Below are 13,987 nucleotides of genomic sequence, written 5' to 3'. Positions count from 1 at the left end.
CAAAGATACGCAATGCCACCCCCGCGACGGGCACCCCGGCCGCGCCCGGCCTCAACCGCCGGCTGCCTGCAACTCGGCCACCAGGGCACGCACCAGCTCGGCCGCCGGCAGGGCCCGGGCCAGCGGCGCACCCTGCCCGGCCCACTGCACCGCGAAATCGGCTTCGCCCTGGGCTTTGGCGACGGTAATCAGGGCGCGGGCCGCTTCGTAGGCCCGCGGGTACGCCGCCACGGCCGCCCGCCCCGGGGTATCAACTTCCTGCACCAGGCGGGTGAGAAAGCCCCGCGCCGGCCGACCCGAAAGCACGCTGCTGATGACGGTGGGCGGCTGGTCCAGACTCAGCAGCCGCGCCCGGTACGCCGCGTCGGCCGCCGACTCGGGGCAGGCTACGAAGGCGGTGCCGAGCTGCGCCGCCGCCGCGCCCAGCCGGCGCACGGCCGCAATGCCGGCGCCGTCCATGATGCCGCCGGCGGCAATAACCCGCACGCCCAGCTCGCGCACCAGCAGGCGCGTCAGCGGCAGCGTGCCCAGGCCGGCGTCGCCCAGCTCGGGGTGAAAGACGCCGCGGTGCCCACCCGCTTCCGCGCCCTGGGCTACCACGGCGTCGATGCCGGCGGCTTCGGCCTGCCGGGCTTCGGCGAGAGTGGTGGCGCAGGCCAGCAGCACGGCGCCGGTAGCGCGCAGGGCCGTCAGCGCCGCGGCCGGGGGCAGGCCGAAGTGGAAGCTGATAACCGGCGGGCGCGCGTCGAGCAGCAGGCGCAGCAGCTCCTCGTTATCGGCGAAGCTGGGGTAGGGCTCCGCGAGCGTGGCCGGCGGCTGCGCACCGAACTGGGCGAAGAAAGGCTGCAGGTGGGCCAGCCAGGCGGCGTCGCCGGCCGGATCGGGTGCGGGCTGCCGGTGGCAGAAGAGGTTGACGTTGAAGGGCCGCACCGTGCGGGCGCGCACCTCGGCTATTTGCCGGGCCAGCGCGGCGGCCGGGGCCGAGCCCGCCGCTATGGAGCCCAGCGCCCCGGCTTCCGACACGGCCGCCGCCAGCGCCGGGGTCGATACGCCGGCCATCGGGGCCTGAATGATGGGATGCGCCATGCCAAGGCGGTCGAGCAGGTCAGCCATGAGATGCGGAGTCAGAGGATGCTACCGGAACAAAGCGGCGGGGCGGCAAAAAGTTGGGCCCGGTTGCCCGCGAATGACCTGCCTGATGCCGTTGGGCTATTCCATATCGTTCAGATGCAGCGGCTCGCCCACGGCGGGCGCGTGCAGCCGGGCGTTGAGCATGCCCTCGGCCGCCACCTGCTCCACGGTGCGCAGCGGCTCGGAGGCCGGCTCGTCGCTCAGGTCGTAGGTGCCGTAGTGCATCGGGATGAAGTGCCCGGCGCGCAGCTGGTTGCTGATTTTGGCCGCTTCGTTGGGGTTCATGTGGCTGCGCTGCATCATGAAGGCCGGCTTGTAGGCCCCGATGGGCAGCAGCACCACGTCGAGCGGCCCGAACTGCTCCTCGATCTGCACGAAGTGCGGGCCGTCGGCCGAGTCGCCGCCGAAGTAGAGCGTGCGGCCCGACGCCTGCTCGCGGAGCAGGAAAGAGCCCCAGAGCACGGTGTTCAGGTCGCCCACGCCGCGGCGGTGCCAGTGGGCGGCGGGCAGGTAAAATACCTCGACGGGCGCGTCGGGACCGAGGTCGAACTGCTGCCACCAGCCCGCTTCCTGAACCGGTAGCGCGCCAGCGGTGCGCTTCAGCAAACCGGCCACCCGCAGCGGGCCCAGCACCTGCAGCTGCGGGTTTTGGCGGGCCAGCAGCCGGATGGAATCGTCGTCGAGATGGTCGCGGTGGCCGTGGCTGAGCAGCAGGTAGTCGATACCGGTGAGGTCGGTGGGGGCGCAGGGCAGCGGGTGGCGGCGCTTGATGAAGGGCAGATCGAAGAGCACCGGGTCGAAGAGGAAAGTGCGGCCGCCCCAGCGCAGCCAGAACGAGGCGTGGCCCAGCCAGATGAGCGTGCCCTCGGGGCGCTGGCGCAGCACCTCGGCGCAGGGCTGCACGGCCGGGGCCCAGGTGTCGCGCTTTTTGGCCTCGGCCTGCGGGTTCTTGCTCAGCACCTTCCAGCGGAAGACGTTGGAGAAGGCCGGTTCGTAGAGTTGCTCGTCGGCGTTGGCAAACTGGCGGCCGATGAGCAGGTTGCCGGGGTAATTGGGGCGGATGGTCGGCAGCTGCTCGTTGCGGACGCGGCGGGAGGTAGGCATAAGGCGAAGCGGAATCGGCGCGAAAGGTAGGTCGGGGGCGGCTGGTTTTGCGGCGGCAAACAACTATTTTACCCCCGGTTTTGATCCGCCGTTTTCGTTTCCCTTCTATCCACCGTTCCGCTTTCATGGAAAACTTTACCCCGAACGAGGAGGCCCACGAGCCTCAGCCCCGCCAAATCGTGCTGTCGGCCGAAGAAGCCGCCGCCATTCAAACCCGCTTTCTAACCCAGGTCTACGGCTGGATGACCGGCGCGCTGGCCGTCACCGGCGGCGTGGCCATGGTGGTGGGCGCCTCGCCCGAGCTGCAGGAAATGGTCGTCGGCAACCGCCTGGTGTTCTGGGGGCTGCTGCTGCTGGAGCTGTTCATCGTCGGCTACATCGGCGCCCGGCTCATGAACATGTCGGCCAACCAGGCCATCGGCGCCTTCGCCGCCTATTCCGTCATCAACGGCCTCACGCTCGGCATCATCTTCATGGTGTACACCGCCGACAGCATTGCCTCCACCTTCTTCGTGACGGCCGGCACCTTCGGTGTGATGAGCGCCTACGGCTATTTCACCCGCACCGACCTCTCGCGCTGGGGCAACCTGCTGCTGATGGCCCTCATCGGCGTTATCATCGCCACGGTGGTCAACCTGTTCCTGCAAAACAGCATGCTCTACTGGATTACATCCCTGCTGGGCGTGTTCATCTTCGTGGGCCTGACCGCCTACGACACCCAGAAAATCAAGGAGTTGGCCTTCGTGGGACTCGAAGACGAGGACGTGGACCGCAAAGCCGCCGTGTGGGGTGCCCTCACGCTCTACCTCGATTTCGTGAACCTGTTCCTCTACCTGCTGCGCCTCTTCGGCCGCCGCAAGTAACCCGAACCCAACTCCGTTTGTCGAAGCGCGCCGGCGGGCTTGTCCGCGGCGCGCTTCGTTGCGTTCAGCCCCTTACTCATCCGATGGAAGCCGATTTTCAGACCTACCAGAAATATCCCACCTTGGCCGCCGCCGAGGAGTTGCTGGCCCTGCTGCAGCAGCACGACATTTCCTACCGCCTGCAGGAAGACCGCGCCACCGTGGAGCCGGCTTTTGCCTTCAACGAGCACGACCGCAGCTTCCTGGTAAAGCTGCTGCCCGCCGACTTCGTCCGCGCCGACGCCCTGCAGGACGAAGCCAACGCCCAGCTCGTAGCCGCCACTGGTCCCGAACACTACCTCTTCAGCTTCAGCAACGCGGAGCTGATGGACCTGCTGGTGCATCCCGACGAGTGGAGCCGCTTCGACGTGGCCCTGGCCCAGCGCCTGCTGCGCGAGCGGGGCCAGCCCGTCAGCCCCGACACCGTACAGCTGCTGGAGCAGCGCCGCCACGTGGAGCTGAACAAGCCGCCCGAAAGGCAGCCCGCCTGGGTGTGGCTGGGCTACGTATCAGCCCTGCTGGGCGGGCTACTGGGGCTGGCCATCGGCTGGCACCTCTATTCGCACAAGCGCCGCCTTACCAATGGCCAACTGGTGCATGCTTTTTCGGCCCAGGAGCGCGTGCATGGGCTGCGCATCGTGGCGCTGGGCGGGGTTAGCCTGATGGCGTGGGTGGCGCTGCGGCTGTACTTCGGGAAGTACTAACGGCGCGCCACGCCACCACCGCCACGCCCGCCAGGCACAGCGCAAACCACGCCCACGGCAGCCGCAGGTCCAGCACCGACAGGGCCCCGTACACCAGCGTCGAGGTGATGCTGGCCACGCCCTGCACGGCCTGGTTCAGCCCGAATACCTCGCCGCGGTCCTGCTCGGAGGTGTGTTGGGCGATGAGCCCGTCGAGCAGGCCCGGAATCAGCGAGAGGGTGAGGCAGTCGACGGCGACGGTGGCGAAAAGGGCGGTGCGCGAGCTGCCCACCAGGCCGTAGGTCACGAGCACCGGCACGCCGCCCAGGGCCAGCCAGCGGATGGCGCGGCGCTGGTCGAGGCGGTCGGCCAGGAAGGTGAAGAAGCCGTAGTTGATGGCAATGCTGAGCGTGCCGAAAAAGATGAAAAACAGCGAAAGGGCGCGGGCATCCATGCGCAGCGCCCCCAGGCTGGCGTAGGGCACGAAGTAGGAGTAGTAGCCGATGCTGAGCGTGAAGAGCACCTGCGTCAGCACCAGCGGCAGCAGGCCGGGGTGTTCCTGGCCCTTGGCCTGCAGGCGGCGCCAGAGCTGGGGCACGTTCAGGGCTTCGGCCACGGTGCGGCGCAGCTCCCGGCGGCTCAGGCCGGTGCGCTGGGCGTGGGTTTCGCGCATGAGCAGGCTCAGGCCGATATTCAGCGCCGCCAGCGCCACGGCCAGCAGCACCACGGCGCGGGCTTGCTGATGCGGCGTGGAGTCGTAGAACGTCAGCAGCAGGCCGCCCGCCATGGGCCCGAGCACGAAGCCCAGCGAGATGATGGCGCCCTCGATGCCCAGGTTGCGAAACAGCCGCTCCGGCGGCGACAAATCGGTAATGGCCGAGCGCACCGTGGCGTACATGCCGTTGGTGAGCCCGTCGCTGAGGCGGTTGACGAAGTACAGCCCGGCCCGCACCGGCAGCAGCAGCCCATTCGCCAGCAAGGTGCCGATGGCCGATACGATGAGAATGGGCCGCCGCCCGTAGCCGTCGGAGAGCTTGCCCAGCAGCGGCGCGGCCACCAGCTGCACCCCCAGAAACAGCCCCGTGCCCAGCGCCAGCCACAGCTGCGGCCGCGGCAGCCCCCGCACAAACTCCGGCACGATGGGCCCGGTAGCCGCGCCCACAATCACGTCGAGCAGGATGATGGCGTACAGCAGCCAGAGGCGGCGGTCGGGTGGGGGCATGGTGGATTGGAAAGTGGCAAGTACGCGAAAGCCGGACCGTACGGTCCGGCTTTCGGTCATGGGGCACTACGTCATGCGGCGCGGCCGAGGACGAGAATTAATTACTTCACCTGGGTGCCCAGCCAGCTCGTGCGGAAGGCCAGTTGCTCAGCCGAGGGCTGCTGCCCGGCTTTTTCCAGCGTCAGCACTTCCAGCACCGATGAGGCCGTAAGCGGCACCTGCACGGTGCGCACCTGCCCGCGCGAGCGAACTTCCAGCGCCGCCGTGTCGCCCACTTTGTGCTTTTTCAGCGCCTTGGCCAGGTCGGCTTCCTTTTTCAGCTCCTTGCCGTCGAAGCGCAGGATTTCGTCGTCGCGGTCGAGGCCGGCCTGGTAGAGCGGGGTGCCGGTCTGGGTGTTGAAAGTGATGACGAAGCGGCCGTTGCTGAAGCCAATTTGCCCGGGCAGGCCGAGGCTGGCCTCCGTTGGCCGCACCGGGCGCACCAGCAGGCCGGCCGGGGCCAGCAGCTTGGCGTAGTCGTGGGCCGCGGCGGCCGAGTAGATGTGCTGGCGGAAAAACTGCCCGGCAAAGGCCGTGTCGCCGCTCACCTGCCCGAGCAAGCGCTGCAAATCGGGCACGGTGTAGGGCCGGGCCGGGGCGTAGTCCTTTTGCGGCTGGCCGTGCTGCTGCCACACCAGGCGCATGTACTGGTCGAGGGTGGTGCGGTAGCGCTGGCGCAGGGTCAGGTCCAGGGCCAGGGCGTTGGCCCCGCCCAGCGGGTAGTACGACTGGTAGGTATTGGCCCGGTTCGACGGGTCGATGGACTTGGCCGCGTCCACGAACGGCGCCTGCTGGCTCATGTAAATGGCCCCGTAGCGCTTCGCCCCCGGCGCCTCCATGGCGTTGACCAGGCCCGTCAGCGCCTCCTCGCAGTACTGCTGGTCGGTGGCGTAGGCACCCGAGCGGCGCATCACCAGCTCGCCGTAGTACTGGGTGAAGCCCTCCGCAAACCAGAGCATGTCGCTCATGTTGGCCCGCTCGAAGTCGAAGGGCTCCAGGTCGCGCGGGCGGATGCGTTCCACGTTCCAGCTGTGGAAAAACTCGTGCGACACGGTGCCCAGGTTGTCGAGGGCGCCGGGGCCGCTGATGGGGTGCGGGCTGGTCACGGAGGTGGAGTTGCGGTGCTCCATCCCGTCGCCGCTGGCCTGGGGCAGGTAGTCGGCCACGAAGGTGTACCGGCCGAAGTCGTAAGCCGGCAGTTCGCCGAACACCGCCCGGGCCTCCGTCACCACCTTCTTGGTCAGCTCGGCGTAGCGGTCCAGGTCGGCCTCCGAGCCCCGGTGCAGCACCTGCAGCTCAATCTGCTGGCCGGCTTCCTGCCAGCTGCGCACCTGCTGGGCGCCTAGCGAGGTGGGCGAGTCCATGAAATACTGCAGGTGCGGCGCCTCGTACTGGCCCGGCACCGCCGCCCCGTTGATCTGCACCGGCAGCAGCTGGGTAGCCACTTTCCAGTCGGCCGGCAGCTGCTCGAAGGCCACCCGAATGGGCCGCTGCTCCAGCCCGCGGGCGTAGGCGAAGGTGGCCGGGATGTTCAGGTGGGCGTGCTGCGCGTCGATGCCGGCGTAGGTGCCGTCGGTCCGGTCGCCGTAGAGGGTGTAGCTCAGGCGCACGGTGCCGTCGGCGCCGGGCGTCACGTCCCAGCCGTAGGGGTCGGGGTGGGTGAGGGGCAGCGGGCGGCCCTGGGCGTCGGTGGCCTTCACGTCGTACACGTTCTTGGCGAATTCGTGCAAGGCGTAGCGGCCGGGCGAGGAGCGGGCCATGCGCACGTGCAGCGGCTGGCCCGCGGGCACCTGGCTGAACTGCGCCACCACCTGCGCCTCGTGGTGCACGGCGTTGGGGAAGCTGATGCGGTACTGGACGGGCGCGGCGGTTTGCTGGGCCGAAACGGTCAGCGGAGCGGCCAGCAGGCCCAGGCCCAGCAGCAGCCGGGCGGCGGAAGAATAAGGCATACGGGGAATATCAGCGGGGAACGGGCCCGAAAGTACGCGCCCGCCAGCAGACACCGAAACCGGCCGGGCCGTTGCGCCGGTCCGCAAAGCGGGATTGGCGCGGGTAACAAAGAACGTCATCCTGAGCGCAGCGAAGGACCTTCCTCATACCCTGCACTGCCTCTGACTACGCAGGGCAAGCGCTTTTTCCATAATACAGAAGCGCAGCCTGCCCGCCATGCCCGGACGATTAGGCGTTGGTGGCGGCGCTTCTCCGTTGGTGCGTGGTGCGAGGAAGGTCCTTGGCTTCGCCTTCCTTCGGTTCGCTGTGCTCAGGATGACGGGCAATGTCAGCAGCAATAACCACAGCCTAGGGCTATATCTACTGCCACACCCCGGCCTGCACCAGCCCATCGGCCCACTGCTGCCCCCATGCCGGCCGCAGCCCCAGCTGCCCGAGCGCCCCGACTATGTCCGGCAGCTGCCGGCCGCGCACGCCCGAGGTCAGCCCGAAAAAACGGTACATCAGCCACTGCAGGCCGCGCTGCCAGCCGCGCCGGGGCGGAGCAAAATCGGCCACCAGCCAGCGGGTGCCGCCGTGCGCGTGCCGCTGCAGCCGCGCCAGCAGGTCCGCCAGCTCGGCGGGCGGAAACAGGTCGAAGAGGAAAAACGCGACGATAACGTCGAACTGCTCGGCGGGCAGCAGGGCCGTTTCGGTGCCGTGGCGAAACTGCACGCGCCCCGCCGCGGCTGGCAGGGGCCGCGCCAATTCTTCCGCCTGCCGCAGCATCCGGGCCGAGGCTTCCAGGTACAGCACCTGCGCGCCGGGGCTGACCGCCAGCAGCTCGGGGAGCACCCGCCCCGTGCCGCCGCCGATGAAGAGCACCCGCGGCGCGGCCCCGGCCGTGGGCAGGCCCGTTTGCAGGGCCGCGCGCTGGGCCCGCAGCAGCGTGGGGCCGAACACCAGCCGGGCCAGCGGGTCGTAAAAAGCGGCGACGGAATCGAAATCGGGCGTGGAAGACGGCATGGGGCGCAAAGATGCCCGAACATACGCGGCCCGCGCCCGGCCGGGTATCCTTCCGGGGCGGCTTTGCGTTGTTTCAGCTACCCGTCACCGCTTTTCGCTGCGCATGACCACTACGCTCCGCCGCCTGCTCGCCGGCCTCGTTCTGTTTCTCACCGAATTTGCCCTGATCCTAGCCGTGGGCACCGGCGGCGTAGTGCTGTTTCTGCTGCTGGGCCGGCAGGTGCTCGGCGACGGGCAGCTGAGCTTCGACGAAAGCGCCTTCACCTGGTCGCACGCGTTTCTGGGCGAGGCCAACCGCCGCTGGGTCGACTTCATCACCTTCCTGGCCTCGCGCAACTTCATCATCGTGGCCGCGCTGGCGGTTATCGGCTATTTCCTCGTCATCCGCCAGCACCGCTGGTACTCGCTGAAAGTGCCGGTGGTGGCCCTGGGCAGCATCACCCTGAACCTGCTGCTGAAGAACTTCTACCACCGCCCGCGCCCGCTGCTGCCGCTTACCTCGGCTTCGGGCCTGAGCTTCCCCAGCGGCCACGCCATGATTTCGGCCTCGTTTTACGGCCTGCTCATCTACCTCACCTGGCGCCACGTCGACAACCGCTCCCTGCGCTGGTTGCTCACCCTGCTCATCACCGCCCTCATCCTGCTCATCGGCCTGACCCGGGTGTACCTGCGCGTGCACTACGCCTCCGACGTGCTGGCGGGCTTCGCGGCCGGCACGCTCTGGCTGCTGATTGCCATTCCGCTGCTCAACCGCCTGGAACACGCCATCAAGCGCCGCGTGCGCACCGCCACCACCGACAGCGTGCTGCCCGTGGAGTGAGCCGCACGTTACCGTAATGTTTGCTGGGTTGAAATTTTTCACCTTGATAGTCAGGATAAAAAGTAGCTGATGGGAAAAATCTTTGCGCCAGTGCTTGACATATGCCCGAAGTGCCTCTACTTTTGTATCACAATTCGCCGCTGAGCTACCAACGACGGTGAATTTTAAAAGCTGCGGTTGTGGCGAAATTGGTAGACGCGCTGTCTTCAGGCGGCAGTTCCGAAAGGTGTGAGAGTTCGAGTCTCTCCGACCGCACAAGCCGAAAGCCGGTTCCGAAAGGGCCGGTTTTCGCTTTTTTATCCGTTTTGCCGTGGTGCCACGACTCCGAAAGTCGTGGCACCACTACGTTTACCCCGCGCCGTACCAGTAAGGCCGCAGCAGGAGGTGCCGCTTACACGTGCTGGAACCACGGCCCCAAAGCCGTGGCACCACGCGGCTCGTGCATCGCCGGGCGGCTTTTGCCGTAAGTCAAAGCCGCCTATGAACCGCCTTGCCCAATTCCTGCTCCGCCTCAGCGGCCAGCTCACGGCCGAAGTATTGGCCCTGGGCGGCGCCTTCGTCGGTTCCTTTCTGGTCTTCCTCTACCTCACGCGCCTGGTGTTCGTGGCCGGCCCCGAGCACTTCGACCAGGCCGCCTTCGACCTGATGGACCAGCTGCGCGCCGCCACGCCGGGCCTCACGCAGTGGGCCTTGCGCGTCACGTTCTTCGGCTCGGCGCGCTGGTTTGTCATTGCGGCCGTGGGGCTGCCCGCCCTGCTATGGTGGGGCCTAAAGAAGCAGCGCGAAGCCGTGGAAATCTTCGCGGCCATTGCCGGCTCGGCCCTGCTCAACCAGCTGCTGAAGCACTTTTTCGGGCGCGTCCGGCCGCTCACGGCCCTGATCTATCAGCCCGGCCTGAGCTTTCCCAGCGGCCACTCCATGATCGGGCTGGCGCTGTACGGCATGCTGGCCTGGCAGCTCTGGCGCCACGGCCGGCACCCATTCTGGGCCGTGCTGCTGGTCATTTGGGCGCTGTTTATCGGCCTCACGCGCATCTACCTACACGTGCATTACGCCACCGACGTGCTGGCCGGCTTCGCGGCGGGCGTGGCCTGGGTGGTGCTGGTGCAGGCCGCCGTGCGCCGCCGCCTGCGCCGCATGGGGCAGCGGGTAGATTGAAATTGCAGTAGTTTATGCTGCTTGGTCACCTGCACGTCCGCCATGATTATAGCTGAGTGCTTCCGCATCGATTACCCTCAATGGAGCTTTGGCGAAGATCAAAGCCGGGCATTCTTATCGGAAAACGAGCCGCTGGGCCTGTTCTTCGGCCCAACTGATTCGAAGCTGAGCGGTTTGCGGATACAAATTTCTAATGACGCCGAGCAGCTCGAAGTATATTTGGATAACCGCGTCAGTCTGCTGCGCCTTGAGCCGGACTACTTCGGTGAGGCTACGTCGCCTGCAGTTGATTCGCCCTTGCACTACCTGCTGGGCCAGCCTTTGCGGCGGATCTTTCTGGGCGAATGTCCCAGGGCGGCGGGTGGACTGCTGACTACGGCCATCCGGCTGGAAGTCGAGCGGGACACGCTTACCTTCTTCAATGCCGCCGACGAGGGCCGGTATTTTCTGGGCGAGGAAGCCGAACTATGGCAACACTACACCGAGGTATACCCCGTGGAATGGCGCAACTACTCCCAGTGGCTACGGCTCTTGGGCACTGAAGCCACCGGCTTGCCATATCAGCTGGTGTAACCCGCTAATCCAGCTTTACTTTAACCCGAATGGCTTGCAGGCCCTTCACACCCTGCAGCTCTTCCAGTTCCAGCTCTTCCTGGCCGGGTTCGAGCAGGCCGCGGTCCTGCAGGTAATCCACGTACTCGCGGTACTCGGCGGCTTCGCGGGCCTGGGCGTACACCAGCGCGATGTGGCCGGGCTGGGTGAGCCGCTCGCCGGTGCCGGCCACGGTGGCCTTGTCCACGCGCTTCTTGATGATTTCGTAGCGGATGTTGTAGGCGCCGTCTACGTCGAACTGCCGCTCGTCCATGCGGAAGCGGATGCTTAGCGCCTGCGAGTGGATGAGCACCAGCTGGGTGGTGTCGAGTGGGACGGGCAGGGTGGGCTTGAGGCGGTGGGTGAGGCGGGTGATTTCGCAGCTCACCAGCAACTGCCACAGGCGCAGGTTCTTTAGGAAGATGAGGTCGAAGGTCTTGTCGTGCACCAGCGAGGCGCCCACGTAGATGTTGTACTCCACGCCGTCGGTTTTGAAGCGCTGGAAGTAGTGCGGAAACATCTGCTGGGCGCGGCGGTCCTCTTCGTCGAGATAGTCGCTCACCGCGTCGTTGATCTGGGTGATGCTCTGCTCGAAGGCCTTACGGCGCTTGTACAGAATGCCCAGCTCGGGGTCGATGTTCGACCAGTACTCGCTGATAACCGGCCGTAGCTCGGGCGTGTGCTGGGCCAGGTACTCAAACAGCGGCTCCACCTCGCTCTTGATGGACTCCAGAATGCTCACCTCGTCGCCCGACAAAATGCCCTGGCGTAGCCGCTTCAGGTTCTTGGTCACGTAGAACTTCAACTCGTCCAGAATGGGCAGGGCCTGAAACTCGGTGGCTTTCTTCAGCACCCGATTGGCCAGCGTGAGGTGCTCGATCAGGTCGCCCTGAATGGCCTCGTTGCGGGCCGTGCTGCTGCCGCGCACGTCCGACGAGCCGTAGAGCGGGTACACGTCCTGAAACACGATGGGCTCCATTTCGGCGTTTTTATTGCCGTCTTCGAGCTTTTCGAGCAGGTTCAGGGCCGCGTCGGTGAAGCGCCATTCCATGCTGGGGTGAATGGCGGTGAACTTCTCCTTGATGATGGCCTGTACGCGGGTCTGGATTTCCTCGGCGTTGCGCTTCACCGCCACCGCGAAGAGCGGCAGAAAGGCGGTGACTTTGTCCAGGGCAAACTCGTCTAGGTCGCCCGGGTTGGGCGAGCCCAGCTCCAGCAGACCCACCGCGTCGTCGCCGTAGGGCAGCAGGGCTAGGATGGCCGAGCGGATGCCGATGCTGGTGAGCTGCTCGCGCAAATCCTCCGGAATGTCGGCCGTGGCTACGTCTTCGAGCACCAGCGGGCGGCGCTCCTGCGTCACCTGGGCGTAGATGCGCCGGAAGCCCGAGTTGGCGTCCTGGCGCTGCAGCTGCTTCATCAGGAAGGAGTGGTTGATCTTGCGCCCGAAGTCCACGAAGGCCTTTTTCTTCTCGTCGTAGGCCGCAATGCCGAGCTGCAGGAAGGGCCGGCCGAAGAGCACGCGCAGCTTTTCCTGGATCTGCTCCAGCCGGTCGGAAGCCTGCAGCACGTCGCGCTCCAGCAGGTCGTACTTCAGCTCCGAAAGGATTTCCTGGTTGGTGACGTCGCTCAGGTTCAAGATGTTGAAGCCTTCGAGGGCGAAGTTTTCGGGTGGCAGCAGCTGGCGCCACAGGGCCACGTCGTAGGGGTTGCGGCGCAGCTGCTCCAGGTCCTCGGGGCTCAGCTCGGGTTTGTCGCCCACTACTTTCACGTCCAGAAACTTGGAGTTGAACGCCACGCTGTAGTGACGGTAGAGGCCGATGCTGTAGTCGGGCACGGTGAAGATGATGCTGCCGTAGTGGTCGGGCAAATCCTCGCCGTAGAGCTTTTCCAGGATCTGGGCGTAGACCATGTGCACCATGTGGCGCTCCATGGTGGCCGCGTCGATGTTGAGCGGCTGCTTCACGCGCTTGTCGGGGGCCAGCAGCACCTCCGCGAAGCGCGGCGTGTGGTAGAAGCTGAAACGCTGGAAGGGCGGAATGGCGCCGCTGATGTCCTTATCGGAGGAGGCGGGCGGAAACACGGCCACCATCAGGGCCTGCACCAGGGGCTGGTGGGCATTGAGCACGGCCGGGTCGGTGAGGGGGCCGCGCAGCTCGGGGGCCTGCTCCACCTCGCGCAGAATGCCGCGGGCCAGCAACGACACGCCGGGGTTCGGATCATCGATGCGGGCCTGCCACCACGCAATGATGGGCTCCAGGCTCAGCGTGGTCTGGAAAAAAAAGGCAGAAGCGGCGGGTGCCGGGGCAACGTCGGAGGGGCGGGGCATACGGGAAGGAAGGCGGCCGGGGCAGCAGCGGCGCGGCTACCGCCATATACGCAGCCGCCCGCCCGGCGGACGTGGCCCGCGGTGGCCCGAGTAGCAGCATAACACCAGCTTAACGTTGCACCGGTCAGGCAAGGGCTTGGTCGATTCGGGTGGCTGGGCACCGCTCGTTTCTGCTTGCCTGGCCGGAAGCGCGAAATAAGCGGATACTGGCTGGTTTAAAACGCAATTCGGTTGGCAAAGCCCTAGCGCCGCAGGATGGTTACGCGCGGCTCGGCGCCGGGGGCGGTGTGCGCATCGACGAGCGTGTCGCGGCGGGTGGCGCCCACGAAGGAGCTGAGCGTGAACTGCTTTTCCTCGTTGCGGTAGCAGCTGCAGCAGCCGTCGGCCTCGTACTGCCCGCGCAGGCGCACCCGCCCGAGGTAGTAGCGCGCCAGTACCGTGCCGCGGCGGGCCGGCTCACGCACAATGATGGTGTAGCGGTACGACGAGTCGGCATTGGTATAGCCGAGCTTGCGGCCGTTGACGGCGGCAAACGGCTCGGCGTTGTCGAGCACGATGGGCGTGGTAAAAACCGTAGTCCGCTCGCGCACGATGGTGACCGTGTCGCCCTTGGCGTACGTGACGGTGGCGGTGGGACCGGTGCCGGTGCGAATGACCGAGTCGCGCGGGTACACCGAGCGAATCAGCGTGATGGTATCGACCTGGGCGGCCGTGAAGCTGCCGGGCTTGAAGTTGAACAGCAGCGCGTCGGCGCGGTAGTTCTGGCAGTTGCACGACACCGAGCCGCAGCAGCGGGCGAACAAAGCGGCGCCCAGCAGCGCAAACAACACGGACCGAAGCCGCCCGAAGGAAAGAAAATGCATGTGGAAGACGCGGATTGCCCAGCCCAGCGGGCCCGCCACCCGGCAGGCTGCCTCGAAGCTTAACGAACGGGCCGTAAAAATAGGGGTACGGCGGCCGCAAAGCCGTGGCTAGGCCCTGCCGGAACGCAAAACGCCCGCCGTCAGGAGCTGACGGCGGGCGTAATCGTCCACAACATCCGGGGTAACCGGACCA

At 66.6% G+C, this 13,987-nt stretch carries 12 protein-coding genes and 1 tRNA gene; 6 read left to right on the top strand and 7 right to left on the bottom strand.

From position 1 onward, the window contains the following. Window positions 1-51: 51 nt before the first annotated feature. Together FDY95_RS20720 and FDY95_RS20715 are read right to left on the bottom strand one after the other, a co-directional pair. Window positions 52-1,113: an NAD(P)H-dependent flavin oxidoreductase gene (locus FDY95_RS20720; RefSeq protein WP_138080553.1), complete on the bottom strand. Its 1,062-nt coding sequence runs from the start codon at window positions 1,111-1,113 to the stop codon at window positions 52-54. A 96-nt stretch (window positions 1,114-1,209) separates the two neighbouring features. Beyond that, window positions 1,210-2,235 carry an MBL fold metallo-hydrolase gene (locus FDY95_RS20715; protein ID WP_138080551.1) on the bottom strand — a complete coding sequence of 342 codons (1,026 nt, stop codon included), beginning with the start codon at window positions 2,233-2,235 and terminating at the stop codon, window positions 1,210-1,212. 125 nt (window positions 2,236-2,360) lie between these two features. Between FDY95_RS20715 and FDY95_RS20710 the strand changes: the two genes are divergently transcribed. Further along, window positions 2,361-3,098: a Bax inhibitor-1/YccA family protein gene (locus tag FDY95_RS20710; RefSeq protein WP_138080549.1), complete on the top strand. Its 738-nt coding sequence runs from the start codon at window positions 2,361-2,363 to the stop codon at window positions 3,096-3,098. Window positions 3,099-3,181: 83 nt separating this feature from the next. Then, window positions 3,182-3,841, top strand: coding sequence for a hypothetical protein (locus tag FDY95_RS20705; protein ID WP_138080547.1), 660 nt, complete (start codon window positions 3,182-3,184; stop codon window positions 3,839-3,841). On the opposite strand, the gene FDY95_RS20700 is transcribed toward FDY95_RS20705, so the two are convergent. The 3 genes from FDY95_RS20700 to FDY95_RS20690 form a co-directional block, all read right to left on the bottom strand. Further along, complete coding sequence (locus tag FDY95_RS20700; RefSeq protein ID WP_138080545.1) at window positions 3,792-5,042, bottom strand: MFS transporter; 1,251 nt, start codon at window positions 5,040-5,042, stop codon at window positions 3,792-3,794. The genes FDY95_RS20705 and FDY95_RS20700 overlap by 50 nt on opposite strands. Window positions 5,043-5,143: 101 nt before the next feature. Next, window positions 5,144-7,030 (bottom strand): M61 family metallopeptidase, encoded by a 1,887-nt coding sequence (locus FDY95_RS20695; protein WP_138080543.1) that lies wholly within the window; start codon window positions 7,028-7,030, stop codon window positions 5,144-5,146. A 361-nt stretch (window positions 7,031-7,391) separates the two neighbouring features. Further along, complete coding sequence (locus FDY95_RS20690; RefSeq protein WP_138080541.1) at window positions 7,392-8,036, bottom strand: class I SAM-dependent methyltransferase; 645 nt, start codon at window positions 8,034-8,036, stop codon at window positions 7,392-7,394. A gap of 103 nt (window positions 8,037-8,139) precedes the next feature. Between FDY95_RS20690 and FDY95_RS20685 the strand changes: the two genes are divergently transcribed. From FDY95_RS20685 to FDY95_RS20670, 4 genes are all read left to right on the top strand, one after another. Next, window positions 8,140-8,856, top strand: a complete 717-nt coding sequence (locus FDY95_RS20685) for a phosphatase PAP2 family protein (RefSeq protein WP_138080539.1) — start codon at window positions 8,140-8,142, stop codon at window positions 8,854-8,856. A 173-nt stretch (window positions 8,857-9,029) separates the two neighbouring features. After that, window positions 9,030-9,111: transfer RNA gene (locus FDY95_RS20680), tRNA-Leu, on the top strand. Between the two features lie 225 nt (window positions 9,112-9,336). Further along, window positions 9,337-10,014, top strand: a complete 678-nt coding sequence (locus tag FDY95_RS20675) for a phosphatase PAP2 family protein (RefSeq protein ID WP_138080537.1) — start codon at window positions 9,337-9,339, stop codon at window positions 10,012-10,014. A gap of 42 nt (window positions 10,015-10,056) precedes the next feature. After that, on the top strand, window positions 10,057-10,587 hold the full coding sequence (locus FDY95_RS20670; RefSeq protein ID WP_138080535.1) for a hypothetical protein: 531 nt from the start codon (window positions 10,057-10,059) through the stop codon (window positions 10,585-10,587). Between the two features lie 4 nt (window positions 10,588-10,591). Here the strand turns inward: FDY95_RS20670 and FDY95_RS20665 are convergent, their stop codons facing one another. Then, window positions 10,592-12,931, bottom strand: a complete 2,340-nt coding sequence (locus FDY95_RS20665) for a GAF domain-containing protein (protein WP_138080533.1) — start codon at window positions 12,929-12,931, stop codon at window positions 10,592-10,594. 242 nt (window positions 12,932-13,173) lie between these two features. Beyond that, window positions 13,174-13,794, bottom strand: a complete 621-nt coding sequence (locus FDY95_RS20660) for a hypothetical protein (RefSeq protein ID WP_138080531.1) — start codon at window positions 13,792-13,794, stop codon at window positions 13,174-13,176. Window positions 13,795-13,987: the final 193 nt, after the last annotated feature.

The organism is Hymenobacter jeollabukensis (assembly GCF_005771675.1).
Classification (GTDB): Bacteria; Bacteroidota; Bacteroidia; order Cytophagales; family Hymenobacteraceae; genus Solirubrum; species Solirubrum jeollabukense.
This window is presented reverse-complemented; position numbering and strand designations above follow the sequence as displayed.